The 14,389-nt window shown below is 44.5% G+C and carries 16 protein-coding genes and 1 riboswitch; of the genes, 7 read left to right on the plus strand and 9 right to left on the minus strand.

What is annotated here, in order from left to right:
- Positions 1 to 31 precede the first annotated feature (31 nt).
- Complete coding sequence (locus QUB25_RS15095) at positions 32 to 646, plus strand: type IV pilin-like G/H family protein (RefSeq protein ID WP_333183948.1); 615 nt, start codon at positions 32 to 34, stop codon at positions 644 to 646.
- Here the strand turns inward: QUB25_RS15095 and QUB25_RS15100 are convergent.
- Both QUB25_RS15100 and QUB25_RS15105 read right to left on the minus strand, forming a co-directional pair.
- On the minus strand, positions 638 to 1,912 hold the full coding sequence (locus tag QUB25_RS15100; protein ID WP_333183949.1) for a serine/threonine-protein kinase: 1,275 nt from the start codon (positions 1,910 to 1,912) through the stop codon (positions 638 to 640). The genes QUB25_RS15095 and QUB25_RS15100 overlap by 9 nt on opposite strands.
- Positions 1,913 to 1,999: 87 nt before the next feature.
- Positions 2,000 to 3,976, minus strand: a complete 1,977-nt coding sequence (locus QUB25_RS15105) for a serine/threonine-protein kinase (protein WP_333183950.1) — start codon at positions 3,974 to 3,976, stop codon at positions 2,000 to 2,002.
- A 134-nt stretch (positions 3,977 to 4,110) separates the two neighbouring features.
- Positions 4,111 to 4,257, plus strand: a riboswitch (cobalamin riboswitch).
- A 22-nt stretch (positions 4,258 to 4,279) separates the two neighbouring features.
- On the opposite strand from QUB25_RS15105, the gene QUB25_RS15110 reads away from it, so the two are divergent.
- The 4 genes from QUB25_RS15110 (at position 4,280) to QUB25_RS15125 (ending at position 8,285) form a co-directional block, all read left to right on the plus strand.
- Positions 4,280 to 4,690 carry a DUF1636 domain-containing protein gene (locus QUB25_RS15110; RefSeq protein WP_333077491.1) on the plus strand — a complete coding sequence of 137 codons (411 nt, stop codon included), beginning with the start codon at positions 4,280 to 4,282 and terminating at the stop codon, positions 4,688 to 4,690.
- A gap of 369 nt (positions 4,691 to 5,059) precedes the next feature.
- Positions 5,060 to 6,094 carry a cobalamin biosynthesis protein CobW gene (gene cobW / locus QUB25_RS15115; RefSeq protein WP_333183951.1) on the plus strand — a complete coding sequence of 345 codons (1,035 nt, stop codon included), beginning with the start codon at positions 5,060 to 5,062 and terminating at the stop codon, positions 6,092 to 6,094.
- A gap of 182 nt (positions 6,095 to 6,276) precedes the next feature.
- Complete coding sequence (locus tag QUB25_RS15120) at positions 6,277 to 7,248, plus strand: GTP-binding protein (RefSeq protein ID WP_333183952.1); 972 nt, start codon at positions 6,277 to 6,279, stop codon at positions 7,246 to 7,248.
- On the plus strand, positions 7,236 to 8,285 hold the full coding sequence (locus QUB25_RS15125; RefSeq protein WP_333183953.1) for a WD40 repeat domain-containing protein: 1,050 nt from the start codon (positions 7,236 to 7,238) through the stop codon (positions 8,283 to 8,285). The genes QUB25_RS15120 and QUB25_RS15125 overlap by 13 nt, the downstream gene beginning before the upstream one ends.
- Positions 8,286 to 8,404: 119 nt before the next feature.
- On the opposite strand, the gene QUB25_RS15130 is transcribed toward QUB25_RS15125, so the two are convergent.
- Both QUB25_RS15130 and QUB25_RS15135 read right to left on the minus strand, forming a co-directional pair.
- The gene (locus QUB25_RS15130) at positions 8,405 to 9,241 is read right to left on the minus strand and encodes a metal ABC transporter permease (protein ID WP_333183954.1); all 837 of its coding nucleotides are present in this window, start codon (positions 9,239 to 9,241) and stop codon (positions 8,405 to 8,407) included.
- A gap of 106 nt (positions 9,242 to 9,347) precedes the next feature.
- On the minus strand, positions 9,348 to 10,067 hold the full coding sequence (locus QUB25_RS15135; RefSeq protein ID WP_333183955.1) for a metal ABC transporter ATP-binding protein: 720 nt from the start codon (positions 10,065 to 10,067) through the stop codon (positions 9,348 to 9,350).
- Positions 10,068 to 10,157: 90 nt separating this feature from the next.
- On the opposite strand from QUB25_RS15135, the gene QUB25_RS15140 reads away from it, so the two are divergent.
- Positions 10,158 to 11,240: a metal ABC transporter solute-binding protein, Zn/Mn family gene (locus QUB25_RS15140; protein WP_333183956.1), complete on the plus strand. Its 1,083-nt coding sequence runs from the start codon at positions 10,158 to 10,160 to the stop codon at positions 11,238 to 11,240.
- A gap of 117 nt (positions 11,241 to 11,357) precedes the next feature.
- On the opposite strand, the gene QUB25_RS15145 is transcribed toward QUB25_RS15140, so the two are convergent.
- Together QUB25_RS15145 and QUB25_RS15150 are read right to left on the minus strand one after the other, a co-directional pair.
- Positions 11,358 to 11,618, minus strand: coding sequence for a DUF7219 family protein (locus tag QUB25_RS15145; protein ID WP_006631574.1), 261 nt, complete (start codon positions 11,616 to 11,618; stop codon positions 11,358 to 11,360).
- A gap of 289 nt (positions 11,619 to 11,907) precedes the next feature.
- Positions 11,908 to 12,075 carry a metallothionein gene (locus tag QUB25_RS15150; protein WP_333037089.1) on the minus strand — a complete coding sequence of 56 codons (168 nt, stop codon included), beginning with the start codon at positions 12,073 to 12,075 and terminating at the stop codon, positions 11,908 to 11,910.
- Between the two features lie 146 nt (positions 12,076 to 12,221).
- Between QUB25_RS15150 and QUB25_RS15155 the strand changes: the two genes are divergently transcribed.
- Positions 12,222 to 12,632, plus strand: a complete 411-nt coding sequence (locus QUB25_RS15155) for a metalloregulator ArsR/SmtB family transcription factor (RefSeq protein ID WP_333063988.1) — start codon at positions 12,222 to 12,224, stop codon at positions 12,630 to 12,632.
- 114 nt (positions 12,633 to 12,746) lie between these two features.
- Here QUB25_RS15155 and QUB25_RS15160 read toward each other — a convergent pair whose 3' ends face one another.
- The 3 genes from QUB25_RS15160 to QUB25_RS15170 all read right to left on the minus strand — a co-directional run bounded on the left by QUB25_RS15160 (position 12,747) and on the right by QUB25_RS15170 (position 14,333).
- Complete coding sequence (locus QUB25_RS15160; RefSeq protein WP_333037087.1) at positions 12,747 to 12,944, minus strand: heavy-metal-associated domain-containing protein; 198 nt, start codon at positions 12,942 to 12,944, stop codon at positions 12,747 to 12,749.
- Positions 12,945 to 13,117: 173 nt separating this feature from the next.
- A complete protein-coding gene (gene aroF / locus QUB25_RS15165; protein WP_333183967.1) occupies positions 13,118 to 14,017 on the minus strand; it encodes a 3-deoxy-7-phosphoheptulonate synthase in 900 nt (299 codons plus the stop codon).
- A gap of 103 nt (positions 14,018 to 14,120) precedes the next feature.
- Complete coding sequence (locus tag QUB25_RS15170; protein ID WP_333183957.1) at positions 14,121 to 14,333, minus strand: hypothetical protein; 213 nt, start codon at positions 14,331 to 14,333, stop codon at positions 14,121 to 14,123.
- Positions 14,334 to 14,389: the final 56 nt, after the last annotated feature.

The following is a 14,389-nucleotide window of genomic DNA, read 5'->3' on the forward strand; positions in this document are numbered from 1 at the left end:
AAATTTACTTTATGACAGACAGCTTAAAAAAATGTCAACAGAGATACATAAAACAAGTGAAACATACAGCGTTTCATTATTTAGTCTGGTGGTACGGACTGTAATTTACAGCGGATTTTTTGCTGGCATACTAGCATCTTTTTACAATTTCAAACTCAACACTATTGTGATGTCAAGCAGTGCGCGATGGCCACAAGTGAAACAAGATATTACTTCGATCAATGAAGCGCAGCAAGCTTACTATGCAAAAAATAACAAATTTAGTGATTCCCTGGAAGGGTTGGGTGTCAAAATGAGAGCCACAAATAACTATAAGTACAAAATTCTGTCATCATCAATAATGAACCCAGTATCAATAATGAACCCAGTTCAAGTCTTGGAGAATAAGCGCGAACCAGCACAAGTTGAAAGCGGAAGTGTCGTGATTGCTATACCTATAGGTGAAGAATGGGAAGGCACAAGGCACGGCGCAGTATACACAGGAGCAGTATTTGCTTTCAAAAAATATCTTAGCAATCAACTAACAACAATTTCGGTCATCTGCGAAAGCGAGCCGTCAATTGAGGGGTATGCAAGCTATCCGATTCAGCCAACTTTTGACGGCAGAGAAACTCACTGCCCGCCCTATACAACTATTTTAAGGTAATACCTTTAAACTATTTTGAGCCATTCTTTGATTGTCTAAATAAAATTCAAACTTCCAATTTCCAGGTTGCTCATAATTTTTAAAGTTGTACCCGCACCAAGTTTTTAGTCTATCTGCAGTTGTCATTAAACGAGATTGACCCTGAGCCACCAATTTTCCTTGAGGGTTAAATAACTTACAAATACCTTGATATTCTCCCTTTGACAAGTTAGTGACACTGACCGCAAAATAGACTTTCTGTTGTTTTTTTAAAGACACAAAATCTATAATATTGGGGGATATTATCTCGCTAGTTAACATCACTTGAGTCACAGGTTTTAAATTCGGTTTTCTGGCTTCGGATTGAGATTTAACTACTTGTTGAGGTTTAGGAGATTTCAGGATAAACGGGATAAAAATAGCAGCACTTGCTGTCAACACTCCGATTGATATGAGTGGAAGTTTTGATGTTTTAGGCTGGCGAACTACCTTCAGGGGAATTAAATCATTGAGGGCTGCATCTGCGGAAGCATAGCGGTGTTTCAAATTCGGTTGCACCATTTTTTGCAGCCAGTCAAGAAATTCTGGAGTTAGCTGCGGTAAGCGATATTTAAAATTAATCCGCCCCGTGTCGTCCATCAAGCTGCCAATTTCGGTAGAATTGATGCCGATTAGCAAGCAAATTAGCGTGGCGCCGAGACTGTATAAATCGGATGCGACTGTTAGCTGGCGGTTGAACATTTGTTCTGGCGGCATAAAGCCCAAGGTGCCTTTGACAACGCTGCTGGCAGCGACTTCTCCCCCGCCGATTCTAGCAAATCCGAAATCGACAAGGCTGACATTGAGGCGATCGTCCACCAAGATATTTTCCGGCTTTAAATCTCGGTGGATAACTGGCGGCACCCGATTTTGCAGGTATTTGAGTATTTCTAACACAGAGATAGCAATTTGCTTGGTTTTTTGCGGTGTTTGCTGCGGCGAAGTTGCCAGGGAATTAGCATTTTTGTATTCCTGTACCATGCAGAAACCCGATGCAGTTTGGAAAGAATCTAAATAACGGGGAATGTTGGGGTTATCGAGTGCCCGCAAAATCTGAATTTCTTTTTCATAAGCTTGATATTCCGCCCAATTAGCGCCAGTCTGGGCAAATTGAAATTGTTTGACAACAACGGAACGTTTGGTATTAATTTCGGTAGCGAGATAAGTAACTCTACCGCCCGCGCGGTTGTGTCCGAGTTCGCGAGTTACTTGATAGCCGTAGTTGGAAAAGTCAGGAAAATTATTCATAGCTTGGCAATCACAACTTCAGTTCCAAAAAGGTTTGTAGTAAGGACTTCAGTCCTCAAAAAATCAGTAAAACAAGCGAGCCATTATTTAAGGTTTAATTAAACTAGCTTGTAATTTGCGATAATTAGCAATAATTCTATTCGGTTTAAAAACAATCATCTCAAGTAATGGAATAGCCGTGACAGCTAAAGAGGCGATTGTCGCTCCTCCTACAGCTACTATTTCCATTGGTTCAACCCATTCTCGTTGAGCGACAACGTTTAAAAACAGTCGAAATGCTACTCCCAAGCTATTACAAAATCCGGCAGCGAGAAAAGCTATTGTTTTACGACGTATGTTAATAATGCTTCTGAGGCTAGTCTGCTCGTCAATCGGATTATGAAAAATCGTATAAACTATCATGCAACACAAATTGGTTAGCAAAATAAAAAATGCTGCCCAGGAACCTTCACCCTCGATCATTGCCGCGAGAATAAGCAATGCACATAATAAAAATTGCACGATAATAGCCAGAGTCATAGCCAAAGCCCTATTCATCATACTTCCAAGTGCAGCTCCACATAAACTAAAGAATATCGGCGCAATTACCATCCATATCAAGGCAGCAATTGATAGAATTATATTGTTCGATTTGGGAAAATTACCAAGAACTTCAATAAAACCAGACTTAACAAAAAAAGATAAAATTAATCCTATTAGCGATCCCAATAATCCTCCTACCCAAGTTTTTTTATTACCCTGTGATTCTGCTAAGAGTGTGATTTCAGCAACGGCAAATCCATAGACTAAGCTCATAATAATACCGAAAGCAATGTCATAGGCGTCGCCCATATTAAAGAGAAAGGCGAATAAGACAAAGCAGCACATAAAAATCAGGTTGCCCTTAGACAATAAAGTAGTTAGTTCTGGTATAGGGAGGGTAGCTGTTGTGACTTGGATTTCTAGTTTATAACTGTCGGGTTCGGAATTAGTATGCAAGATTATATAGCGATCATAAGCTTGACTTGCCAGCAATTGTGTGGTATCAACTAGGATTTTGCAAGCAACATTATTGCTCTCAAATTTCTGCGGCTCAAACGATATCCAAGGGTGGTCGTAAGGTGTGTGTGGCGGGTCGTTCGGATGCGCGGCAACTTCCCATCTGCCCGCAAGCATTGTATCTGGAATTGGGTTGCTAATTTCGATTACTTCTGTTATTGTTTCTCCCAATTCTGTAGCGGTTAACTCCAGGCGCTCGCGATTACTTCTGACTTTCGGCAAGCGGCTAACATCGAGAGATTCCAGAACGGCTAAAGCATTAGCGGCTGACTTGTATCGGTCTTGCAATCTCGGTGCTACCATCCTTTCCAGCCAGTTCATCCAACCCTGCTGCAACGGCGGTACTAAATGCCGAAAATGAATGCTATAATTATCACCGATCAAGTTGCCGACATCCCCAGATTTCGTACCAGTTAACAAACAAATTAGCGTCGCACCCAAGCCGTAAAGGTCGGATGCTTGTGTTAATTCCCGGTTAAACATTTGCTCTGGTGGCATGAATCCCATTGTGCCTTTGACTACGCTGCTGGCGGCGATGTTTCCGCCTCCCAAGCGCGCAAAACCGAAGTCTACTAGGTAAACATTTAACTCGTCATCGATTAACAAGTTTTCCGGTTTGATGTCGCGGTGGATTACGGGCGGTTTTTGGGATTGCAGGTAAGCTAGAATTTCTAAAGTTGCGATCGCAATTTGCTTGATATCCGGCGGCGAAAAAGTCCGGGCGACAGCAGATTCGGCATTTTTGTATTCCTGCACCATGCAGAAACCGCTGTCAGTTTGAAAAGAATCGAGATAGCGTGGAATGCCAGGACGATCCAGATTTTGCAAAACTTTAATTTCTTGTTCGTAAGCTTCGTATTCTGCCCAGTTAGCACCTAACTGGGCAAATTGAAATTGCTTAATTACAACGGATTTTTTTGTGTTAATTTTTGTGGCGAGATAGGTGACGCGGCCGCCCAAACTGTTGTATCCGATTTCGCGACTTATTTGATAGCCATGTTGGAAAAAGTCAGGAAAAGCGTTCATAGGTAATTACTATGCTTTGTAGTAAGGACTTTAGTCCTGAAGCCGTTATCTTATAAGGACTTTAGTCCTTACTAAGAACGAAACGATCGCTCCTACAAACATAACTTTTTTGAAAAAAGGCGGCAAGTGTGATAGGATTTGATTTCGCGATCGGTTCTAGCGGGGAGCAGCCGTTAGAGGAAACGGGGAAAGTTCGGTGCAAGTCCGGCGCTGTCCCGCAACTGTAATGAAACGCTTGTTGTTTCTAAAGTCAGAATGCCCGCCGATATCTAACTCACTTTTGAACGCATCTGCGAGGTACGGATGATGGATGGAATTAATGCGGCTGTACGCACAAAGCACAATCTGTTTGTTTGCACTGCTTGCGCTAGTGTTTGGAAAAACGGCAAGCGCGAAGGCAAAAGCGGCGGCCAACAATTTATGGAAAATTTGTCGCAACTCGCTAAAGATTGGGAGTTTTCTGATAAGTTTGAGATTCAAGAAGTTGAGTGCATGAGTGCTTGCAGTCACTCTTGTGCGGTGTCTTTTGCTGCTGTAGGAAAGTACACTTATCTGTTTGGCGATTTACCAGCAAATGAGGCGGAAAGCATCGAGGCGGTACTCGAATGCGCGGGTCAATACTATGCTAAACCGGACGGTTTGTTGCCTTGGTCTGAGCGTCCTCAAGCTCTGAAAAAAGGCGTTTTAGCAAAGATTCCACCGCTGGCAAATTAGAGCCTTTCTCGTTACCATGCTCTGTCCATTGGTGACAACTTAACTTCAAACCGACCGTTTCTCTTGTTTTTATCGAAATCTAGATTCCCCCTAACCCCCCTTAATAAGGGGGGGACAAGAAATATTCTCAAAGTCCCCCTTCTTAAGGGGGATTTAGGGGGATCTAGATTTCGCCTAAAAGCGACTTTTATTGTAGGTTTCCGTCTTAAGTTGTTACCTACGTTCTCGGCCTGGGATCGCATAGCCAGAGGCTCGGCCTCGTGTTAAAAGCGCTCCTTTATTCCAGCGAGGCAACAGCCTCTAGATCGGTATTCCCAGGCAGAGCCTCGGAACAAGATATCCCACCACCAAATAAGCACAAAATTATCAATGCACAAAATCCCTGTTACTGTCATCACTGGTTTTCTCGGTAGCGGCAAAACTACTTTAATTCGCCACTTATTGCAAAATAATCACGGTCGCCGCATTGCTGTTCTGGTTAACGAATTTGGCGAAATCGGAATTGACGGAGAACTCCTGCGCGATTGTCAAGTTTGCGACGAAGAAGAAAATGTCAGCAGCAATATTGTAGAACTAACAAATGGTTGTCTTTGCTGCACTGTTCAAGAGGAATTCTTGCCGACTATGCAGGAACTGTTGAAGCGCAGAGAACAAATTGATTGTATTGTAATAGAGACTTCTGGCCTCGCACTTCCTAAACCTTTGATTCAAGCTTTTCGCTGGCCGGAAATTCGCACCGGTGCTACTGTGGACGGTGTTGTTGCTGTTGTCGATTGCGAAGCTATTGCTAGCGGTACTTTTGTCGGTGATATCGATGCTTTGATGGCACAGCGACAGGCTGATGATAGTTTGGATCACGAAACTCCGATCGAGGAATTGTTTGAAGACCAGTTAGCCTGTGCCGATATGGTACTTTTAACGAAGGTCGATCGCGTAGATGCGGAAACTCACAAGAAAGTCCAAAGCTGGTTGCAACAAGAGTTGCGTCCGAGTGTAAAAATTGTGCCCTGCAAAGGTGGCGAAATTAACCCTGATGTGATCATGGGATTTAATGCGGCGGTTGAGGATGATTTGGAGTCTCGCCCCAGTCACCACGATGCTGAGGAGGAACACGAACACGATGATGATATTAACTCGACTTACTTTATTGCCGATCGCGAATTTGAACCTGAAGCATTGGTGAAAAAACTGCAATCCTTGATGCAGCAGGAGGAAATATATCGGATTAAAGGGTTTGTGGCGGTTCCCAAGAAACCGATGAGGATGGTGTTGCAAGGTGTGGGCTCGCGGATAGAATATTTTTACGATCGTCCTTGGCAACCTTCTGAACTCCGCCAAACCAAATTAGTGCTGATCGGTCGAGAGTTAGAGCGCGATCGAATTGCAGCTATGATTAACAATTAATTGTCATCTGAGAGGGGCGGGTTTATCGATATTTTGAATGGCAGCAAATATTATTGGTAAAACTTGCCCCGACAAGCTCTGACAAACAATTTATTAACATTATTTAATATTGTGGGCGCTGCCAGCAGGTCTGGTGTACAATAGCGATAATGGTTATCATTGTACAATAATCGAGGTCAAGTATGGTGACTGCTGGGGCGATCGAATCAGTTCCTGTTACCGTTCTCACAGGCTATTTAGGTGCAGGCAAAACCACGCTGCTGAACCGCATTTTAACACAGGAACACGGCAAAAAAGTTGCAGTCATCGTCAACGAATTCGGCGAAGTAGGCATCGACAACCAACTGATAATTGATGCCGATGAAGAAATTTTCGAGATGAACAACGGCTGCATTTGCTGTACAGTCCGAGGCGATTTAATTCGGATTATCGGTAACTTAATGAAGCGGCGAGACAAATTCGATCACATAGTCATCGAAACCACAGGTTTAGCCGACCCCGCACCCGTAATTCAAACCTTTTTTGTAGACGAAGATATGCGGGGCAAATTGCTGCTAGACGCAGTTGTCACGGTAGTCGATGCCAAACACATCTGGCAGCACTGGGAGGCAGACGAAGCTCAAGAACAAATTGCCTTTGCTGATGTAGTTTTGCTCAACAAAACTGATTTAGTGACTGACGAAGAATTGGCCGAATTAGAAAAGCGAATTCGCGCCATGAATGCAATGGCAAAAATTCACCGTACCCGCAACGCTGAATTAGAAATGGATGCTTTGTTGGGCATCAAAGCATTTGATTTGAACCGGGCCTTAGAAATCGAACCAGACTTTTTGGGCGAACACACTCACGAACACGACGAAACTGTTACTTCGGTCGCAATAGTAGAATCTGGCGCTATTGACCGCAACAAATTCAGTGATTGGATGGAGGAATTGTTGCGAACTCAAGGCCCGAATATCTTTCGGACAAAAGGAATTTTGAATGTTGCCGCAGACAACAAGCGATTTGTTTTCCAAGGAGTACACATGGTGTTCGATGGCCGACCGGATAGACCTTGGAAAGCCACCGAAACTCCGAAAAATGAACTCGTATTCATCGGCCGCAACTTAAACGAAAATCAATTGCGAGAGGATTTCCGTCGGTGTCTAGTTTAAAAAGTAGCGAACAAACCCTGAAATTTCACGCCGCAGCCATGCTGTCTGACTACCTAACTGCTGTTACTTGGTCGCGGGATGGCACAACTTTAGGAGTCTGTTCTGCGGCAGGCGAAGTGATGCTGGCGAAAGTAGGGGCAGTTAATGAATTGTCATTGCAAACGCTACAAACTGCCACGGGTAAATCAGCCGATTGCTTGTCTTTTTCCCGCGACAGCCAATTCCTAGCTGCTGGCGGACAAGATGGAAAAGTGCGAATTTGGCGCGTTAATTCTGGGGAATTAATTGCTGATTTGGATAACCAGCGCGTTTGGGTTGATAAGTTAGCTTGGAGTCCCAACTGCAACCAGTTAGCTTTCAGTATGGGTCGCTACGTTCAAGTATGGAATGTTGAGGATAATGTTGTGGAAGTAACGCTGAATTTCGAGTCATCATCTATACTCGATTTAGCATGGCATCCGATGGTTCAATATCTGGCAGTTAGCGGCTATCAAGGCGTCAAAGTTTGGCATGGCGAAGACTGGGACGAAGACCCGGAAATTTTATCAGTACCCTCCGCAACTGGTGCAGTTTCTTGGTCGCCACAAGGGGAATATTTAGCTTGCGGCAATATGGACAATACTCTAATTGTTAATGAATGGGGCAATTTTGAACCCTGGGTAATGCAGGGTTTTCCGGGGAAAGTTCGGGAGTTAGCTTGGTCGGATAAAACTAATTCCTTGGGTGCGCCTTTGTTAGCTGCTGCGAGTTCTGAAGGTATTTCAGTGTGGGAAAAACACGCTGATGAAAGTATCGGTTGGGATTCTTGGGGGTTAGAACTGCATGAAAAAGTGGTAAATGCGATCGCGTTTCAACCTAACACATTTTTATTAGCTTCCGCAGCCGCAGACGGTCAAGTTTGTTTGTGGGAGGAAGCAGAACGATTGCTGCAAATACTAGAAGGTGCAGAGGGTGGTTTTTCCTGTCTCGCATGGCATCCCGAAGGTCAGTTTCTCGCCGCTGGCGGCTGTGGAGGCGAATTGCTGGTTTGGTCATAAATCTATGCGCGGCAAATAGTTCGGGCTGAGCAAGCTGTTATAAGTAGGGCGTTAAATTACTTTTTGCGTAAGTAAGCGTAAAAAACGTACAACAGATAGAGCCTGTGCGTCCTGGACTGTTATCCTCTCTTTCTTGTCAAAATTCCTTGACTGGGACTGAACAGCAAAGCCCCTAAAAATAACCCAAAAATAACTAATACAATTGCCGCCCCAGACGGCATATTAAAATAATAGCTGAGATACATACCAGTTACGCTAGCTGTAATCCCAATAATTGCTCCTAATCCCATCATTAAATGTAGCTCTTTTACCAACAAATACGCCGTTATTCCCGGCCCGATTAACAGAGAAATTACTAACAGCGCCCCCACAGTTTGCAAACTCGCAACAATCGTCAGCGTAATCGCCGAAATCATCCCCAAATAAATCAAGTTTACAGGTAAACCGGACGCTTGCGCCCCCAGCGGATCAAAAGTATAAAAGAGCAATTCTTTGTAAAGGAGTTTAACCGCTACCAAAATAATCAAAGTTATGACAAAAGTCTGCTGCACGTCAGCCGGTGCAACTGACAAGATATTCCCGAACAAGAACCCGTCTAAATCTAACTTGGTTGTCCGCAACAGGCTAATCAGCGTGACGCTAATTGCTAAGAAAGTAGATAGAATTAATGCCATCACGGCATCAATTTTTAGACGAGATTGCGATTGAATCCATGCCATAATTACCGCGCTTATAATTCCCGATATAAACGCGCCGATCGAAATATTGAAACCTAAAGAAAAAGCTACTGGCAATCCTGCTAATACCGAATGGGCAATCATGTCAACCATCATTCCCATTTGCTGTACAATTAAGTAGGAACCGACAACGGCACAGAGAATTCCTAGCAATATGCCGACGGCGATCGCATTTCGCATAAACTCGAATTGTAGTGGCTCAATTAGTAGGTTTAACATTGAATTACATCAATAATAGGATTTTTTTAACTACTTTTAACTACAATAAACTGCACAGGCGGGACGCCCGTGCCACAATCAACTTTAAAGATAAATCTTTTTTTGCTTAGGCAGCAACTAAACTTAAATCATATCCATAGGCTTTTTGAATATTGGCTGCGGTGAGGACTTCCCGGCAGGAACCAGTTGCAATTAACTGCTTATTTAGCAATAATAAATTGTCGTACTGTTTTAAAGTTTCACCTAAATCGTGGCTGATTACTAGCAATGTTTTATTCTCAGCTTTTAGTTCGGCAAAAATATCGAAAATAATTTCTTCGGTTGCTTTGTCGATCGCGTTAAAAGGCTCGTCGAAGAAGAATAAATCGGCTTGTTGGGCGATCGACCTTGCTAAGAAAATCCGCTGCTGCTGTCCGCCAGACAGTTCGCCAATTTGCCGATCGCGCAAATCCCACATTCCTACCCGCAGCAAAGCAGCTTTGACCAATTCTTGCGACTGCTTCGAGGGACTGCGAAACCAACCTGTCTGGACAGTTCGCGCCATCATCACCGCATTCCACACCGTAATCGGATAATCCCAGTCAATTTGGGATCGCTGCGGCACGTAAGCCACGCGCGACAACTGTTCCTTCAGCAGCCGCCCCTGATATTTCACCAAACCCCGACAGGCCGGGATCAATCCCAACATGGCTTTCACCATCGTGCTTTTCCCCGCGCCGTTGGGGCCGAACACACCAGTTAATTGTCCGGATTCTAAATGGAAATTCACGCTGTTGAGGGCGGAAATTCCGCGATAATTGACAGCCAAGTCTTGCACTTCTAACATAATTCAAAATTTTGAGAACGATTCTTGTTCGTAGCTACTAGAATAGGATAACTCGAAAAAGCAATAACGATTATCGTTCCAAAGGTGAAAATGTTAAAGAAGTTGGTTGGAAAAACCCGCAGATTGTGGGGGGTGGCTGTTTTGGCGATTGGCTGCGGAGTGGTTGGGTGCAGTGGAGGGCCGAACGCAAGCAATCCGGTGTCAGAGAGTCCGGCCGCGACTCAAACTCAAGCCAGTCCCGCCGCCAACTTGCCCAAAGTCGTCGCCACGACTGGCGTTATCTGCAACCTAACAAAAGAAATCGCTCAAAGTTCGATCGACACCACCTGTCTAATCGAGCCGGGAGACGACCCCCACGCCTACCAAACCAAGCCGGAAGACCGCAAAGCGATTGAAACAGCAAATCTAATTTTCTACGGCGGCTACAACCACGAACCCAGCATCATTAAGTTAATTGAATCTAGCAATAATTCCGCACCCAAAATCGCCGTCCACGAACTCGCCGTTCCCAAACCGCTGATGGGCAAAGACGAGCACGAACACGAACACGGTGAAGATAAAGCGGAAAACCAACCCCATGCAGAAGGCGAAAAAGTCCCTGACCCTCACGTTTGGCATAACCCTGAAAATGGCATCCGTATGGTAGAAACAATTCGCAATGAATTGAGCAAAGTTTCCCCCGCCAATGCTCAACTTTATGCCAAAAATGCAGCAAGCTTAACAGATGAGTTGCAAAAAATAGATACTTGGATAAAAGCTCAAATTGCGACTATTGCACCAGAAAAACGGAAGTTAGTAACAACTCACGATGCTCTGAGTTACTATGCCGATGCTTACGGTTTGGAGATGGCTGGAGCTTTGCAGGGTGTGACGACAGAGGAACAGCCCACAGCAGCAAGAATTGCCGCATTGTCCTCAGAAATTAAGAGCACAGGAGTGCCGACAATTTTTGCCGAAACCACAACTAATCCGAAGTTGATGGAGACTGTGGCGAGGGAGGCAAATGTCGAGATTTCCGACAAAGAACTTTACAGCGACGAGTTGGGCGGCCCCGGCACGGGTGCTGATACATATCAGGGAATGTTGAAAACTAATACTTGCGCGATTATTTCTGGCCTCGGTGGCAATTGTACTTCTTTTGCCGGAGAAACTGCACCAAATCCCAAACCATAGAATTTTCTAAAGTTTGCCTACTAGCAAGCACCTTACCTTTGCTGGGTACGCAGAAAAAAGCAGCGCTCGCAATCGCAGGGGTTTTCGATTGCAAACGCTGCGTTGGTAGCGATGACTTTAAGGTGAATTTTGCTCCTCGGTACTGGGGGGTTTTTGGCCAATTCCTAATTGCTTCTTAGAGGATTTTAAGTCTTTCCAAAGCATCTTAATATCTTTATAGGCTTTCTCAGCGCTAATTTTACCCCCTGTTTCCAGCGAGCAAATATAAGTTATTTTTTGAGCAAACTCCTGCAAGTTGGCATTAAACGCCAAGTTTTCTGGCGTGAAATCACCGTAGTAGCGATTGCGAGGATGTAAAAAATCTTCCCGCTCTTTCATTGCCCCCTCCTAATTAAACTTTTGGTATTCAACTTTTGGTTCGGTCTCTGCTGTTAATAGCACTATTTGTACTCAGTATCGCGGCGCTAACTTGCTTCTATTGTATTGCGTAAGTAGCAATTGTGCTTTTTCGCTCTGTATTTAGTCTATTAATGCAGTCTTAACCTTAAGTTAGCTTTATCTTAACTTTTCTTTAACCTAAAAGCAAAAAAATTGGGAAATGCGCTGTTGGCATCTCCCTTTAGATATATTTGGCAGTTGTTGATTAACCTTTTCTGAAGCGGAATATTTATTTGTGGCACTCGCAGCCTGTGTGGCCACAGCCTTGGCCGTTGGGGTGCCCGTCAGCGCAAGCACTGGAACAGTATGTTTTGCCGTTTTTTTCAATGGCTTCACTGGCGTTGACAACGCACGAACATGAAGGACAGGCACATTTTGTTTGGGTGGCAGTAGTCATTTGAGCTTCTCCTGGTGGGGTTGTGGATATCTACTAATATCTGAACACATATTCAGATATTAGTCAAGGGAATGTAAAAGTTTTGTTACAAAAGGTTTGCCGATCGCACTAAAATGAAAATGAGAATTAAAATTAGCCGGGAAAAGATGTCACCCAACTCTGCTGTTAATGGAGCGATAAGTCAGCCTCACCAACAAAACGATACACCAATGTGCGATCGACCGCACCTAGTTGACAGTGTAAGGGCAGGGGACATCCAAACACAAGTTCTCAACACCGCAAAAGCTCAGCGGATGGCTGAGTTTTTCAGTCTTTTGGGAGATGCGAATCGCCTACGGCTGCTATCGGTTTTGGCAAAACAAGAACTGTGCGTGTGTGACTTGGCTGCAGCGTTGAGTATGAGCGAGTCAGCAGTATCGCACCAGTTGCGGGCATTGCGGGCGATGCGGTTGGTAAGTTACCGCAAGGTTGGGAGACAAGTTTTTTATAGTTTACTCGATCGCCACGTTTTTGAACTTTACCAAGCAGTCGCCGAACACTTAGACGAAGCAGATTAAGCTTTTGGGCATTGGGCATTGATAATGGATTTAAAATTGTGTAGGGGCGGCTTTTACCAATAATTTCAGCCTAAGACCAATAATCTCGTAAACCCGCCCTCACCAAACTCAATATCAATCTTGGACGGTGTGGCCCGTAGCAACAACCGCCTGTGTAATAGACTCTTCAGAAGCTTGAGCTTCTACTGTAACAGTCTTAGCTGCGACATCCACATTGACAGTAGCATCGGAGTCAACAGTTTTGATGGCTTTGGTAATTGTATCAGCGCAGCCAGAGCAGACGATCGAGGGAACGTTAAGTAGTATTGCCATAATTAAGCAAAATTTCGTAGATGACAGTATTATTTTTTATTTTAATCTAAATTCGTGAAACACGCGCTTTCCCGGATTTCGGCAGGGGTTTCAACCCCTGCCTCAAAGCTCAATTCGGTTTTAACCGACTGTAGAGTTTGACCTTAAAAGTTATAGATTATTTCCTACCCATATCACTTCAAACTTAATACCTCTGAAGGCACATTAATCTCGGGTATGCGGCGCCCAACGGCGGCGGCTACAGGCCGCAAACTCGCAACTAAATCTACCATATCTGGTAAAGAAAGAGCTTGCCGCGCGTCAGAAACCGATTTTTCTGGTTGCGGGTGACACTCAATAATTAATCCGTCTGCACCGCAAGCAACCGCTGCTTTGGCTAGTGGTGCGACTAATTCTCGCTTGCCGACTGCGTGAGAAGGGTCTACTATTACTGGCAAATGAGTTAACTGTTTCAGCGCTACGACTGCACCTAAATCTAATACGTTTCGGGTGTAATTGTCGAAGCTGCGGATGCCTCTTTCGCAGAGAACTACATGAGGATTTCCGTGGCTGAGAATGTATTCGGCGGCCATCACAAATTCTTCGATTGTGGCTGATAAGCCGCGTTTTAGTAAGACTGGTTTTCCGGCTTGACCGATCGCCTTTAGTAACTCGAAGTTTTGCATATTCCGACTGCCTAATTGCAGCATATCAGCATAGGTGACAACTGGCTCGATTTGGGCGATCGACATTACCTCTGTCACGATGGGCAAACCGTAACGCCGGCTGACATCGGCTAAAATTTCCAGTCCCTCAATTCCCATCCCTTGGAAAGCATAGGGAGATGTGCGGGGTTTGTAGACTCCGCCTCGCAAAGCTTGCACGGAGGCGGCGGATAGTTGGCGGGCGACTGTTTCCATTTGTGCAGGACTTTCGACGGTACAGGGGCCGCCGATGATTAATAATTCTTGGCCGCCGACTGAGACTGTTTCTGAGAGTTTGACGATTGTTTGGTGTTCGGGATGAGATTTGGTTACCAGTTTGGCTTCTAACATGAGGGAATTCTCCTGGAAATTTAAGTGGGTGGTTGACAACAAAAAACCCGGCACTTTTAAGAGTTCCGGGTTGGTGCGAAAAGACAGCGCGACAATTTACCCAGAACTTTTGTTGGGCCAAAAATAAAAGCTGTAGTACCAGTTACTGAATAATGTCATTGCTGTTTTCGCTTGTAGTCGATTGGTTGTTGGGAAAAGAAGTAGAAAAAACAAAACCGCAGGTGTTAATCTGCGGTTCGCCCGGATGTTCACAGTGAATTACCAATTCACTCCGGGCGAACTTGGCTGTACCAAAAATAAAAATAGCTGTTGGCTGTGAACATAGCTGAAGTGCTGCGATTTGTGGATTAAACACAATACTATTGCACAAGCTAGCACAGGGAGACTGGGATGTCAAGCATTGTTTGTCAA

Origin of the sequence: Microcoleus sp. B3-D7 (genome assembly GCF_036705305.1) — a bacterium.
In the GTDB taxonomy this organism is placed as follows: Bacteria; Cyanobacteriota; Cyanobacteriia; order Cyanobacteriales; family Microcoleaceae; genus Microcoleus.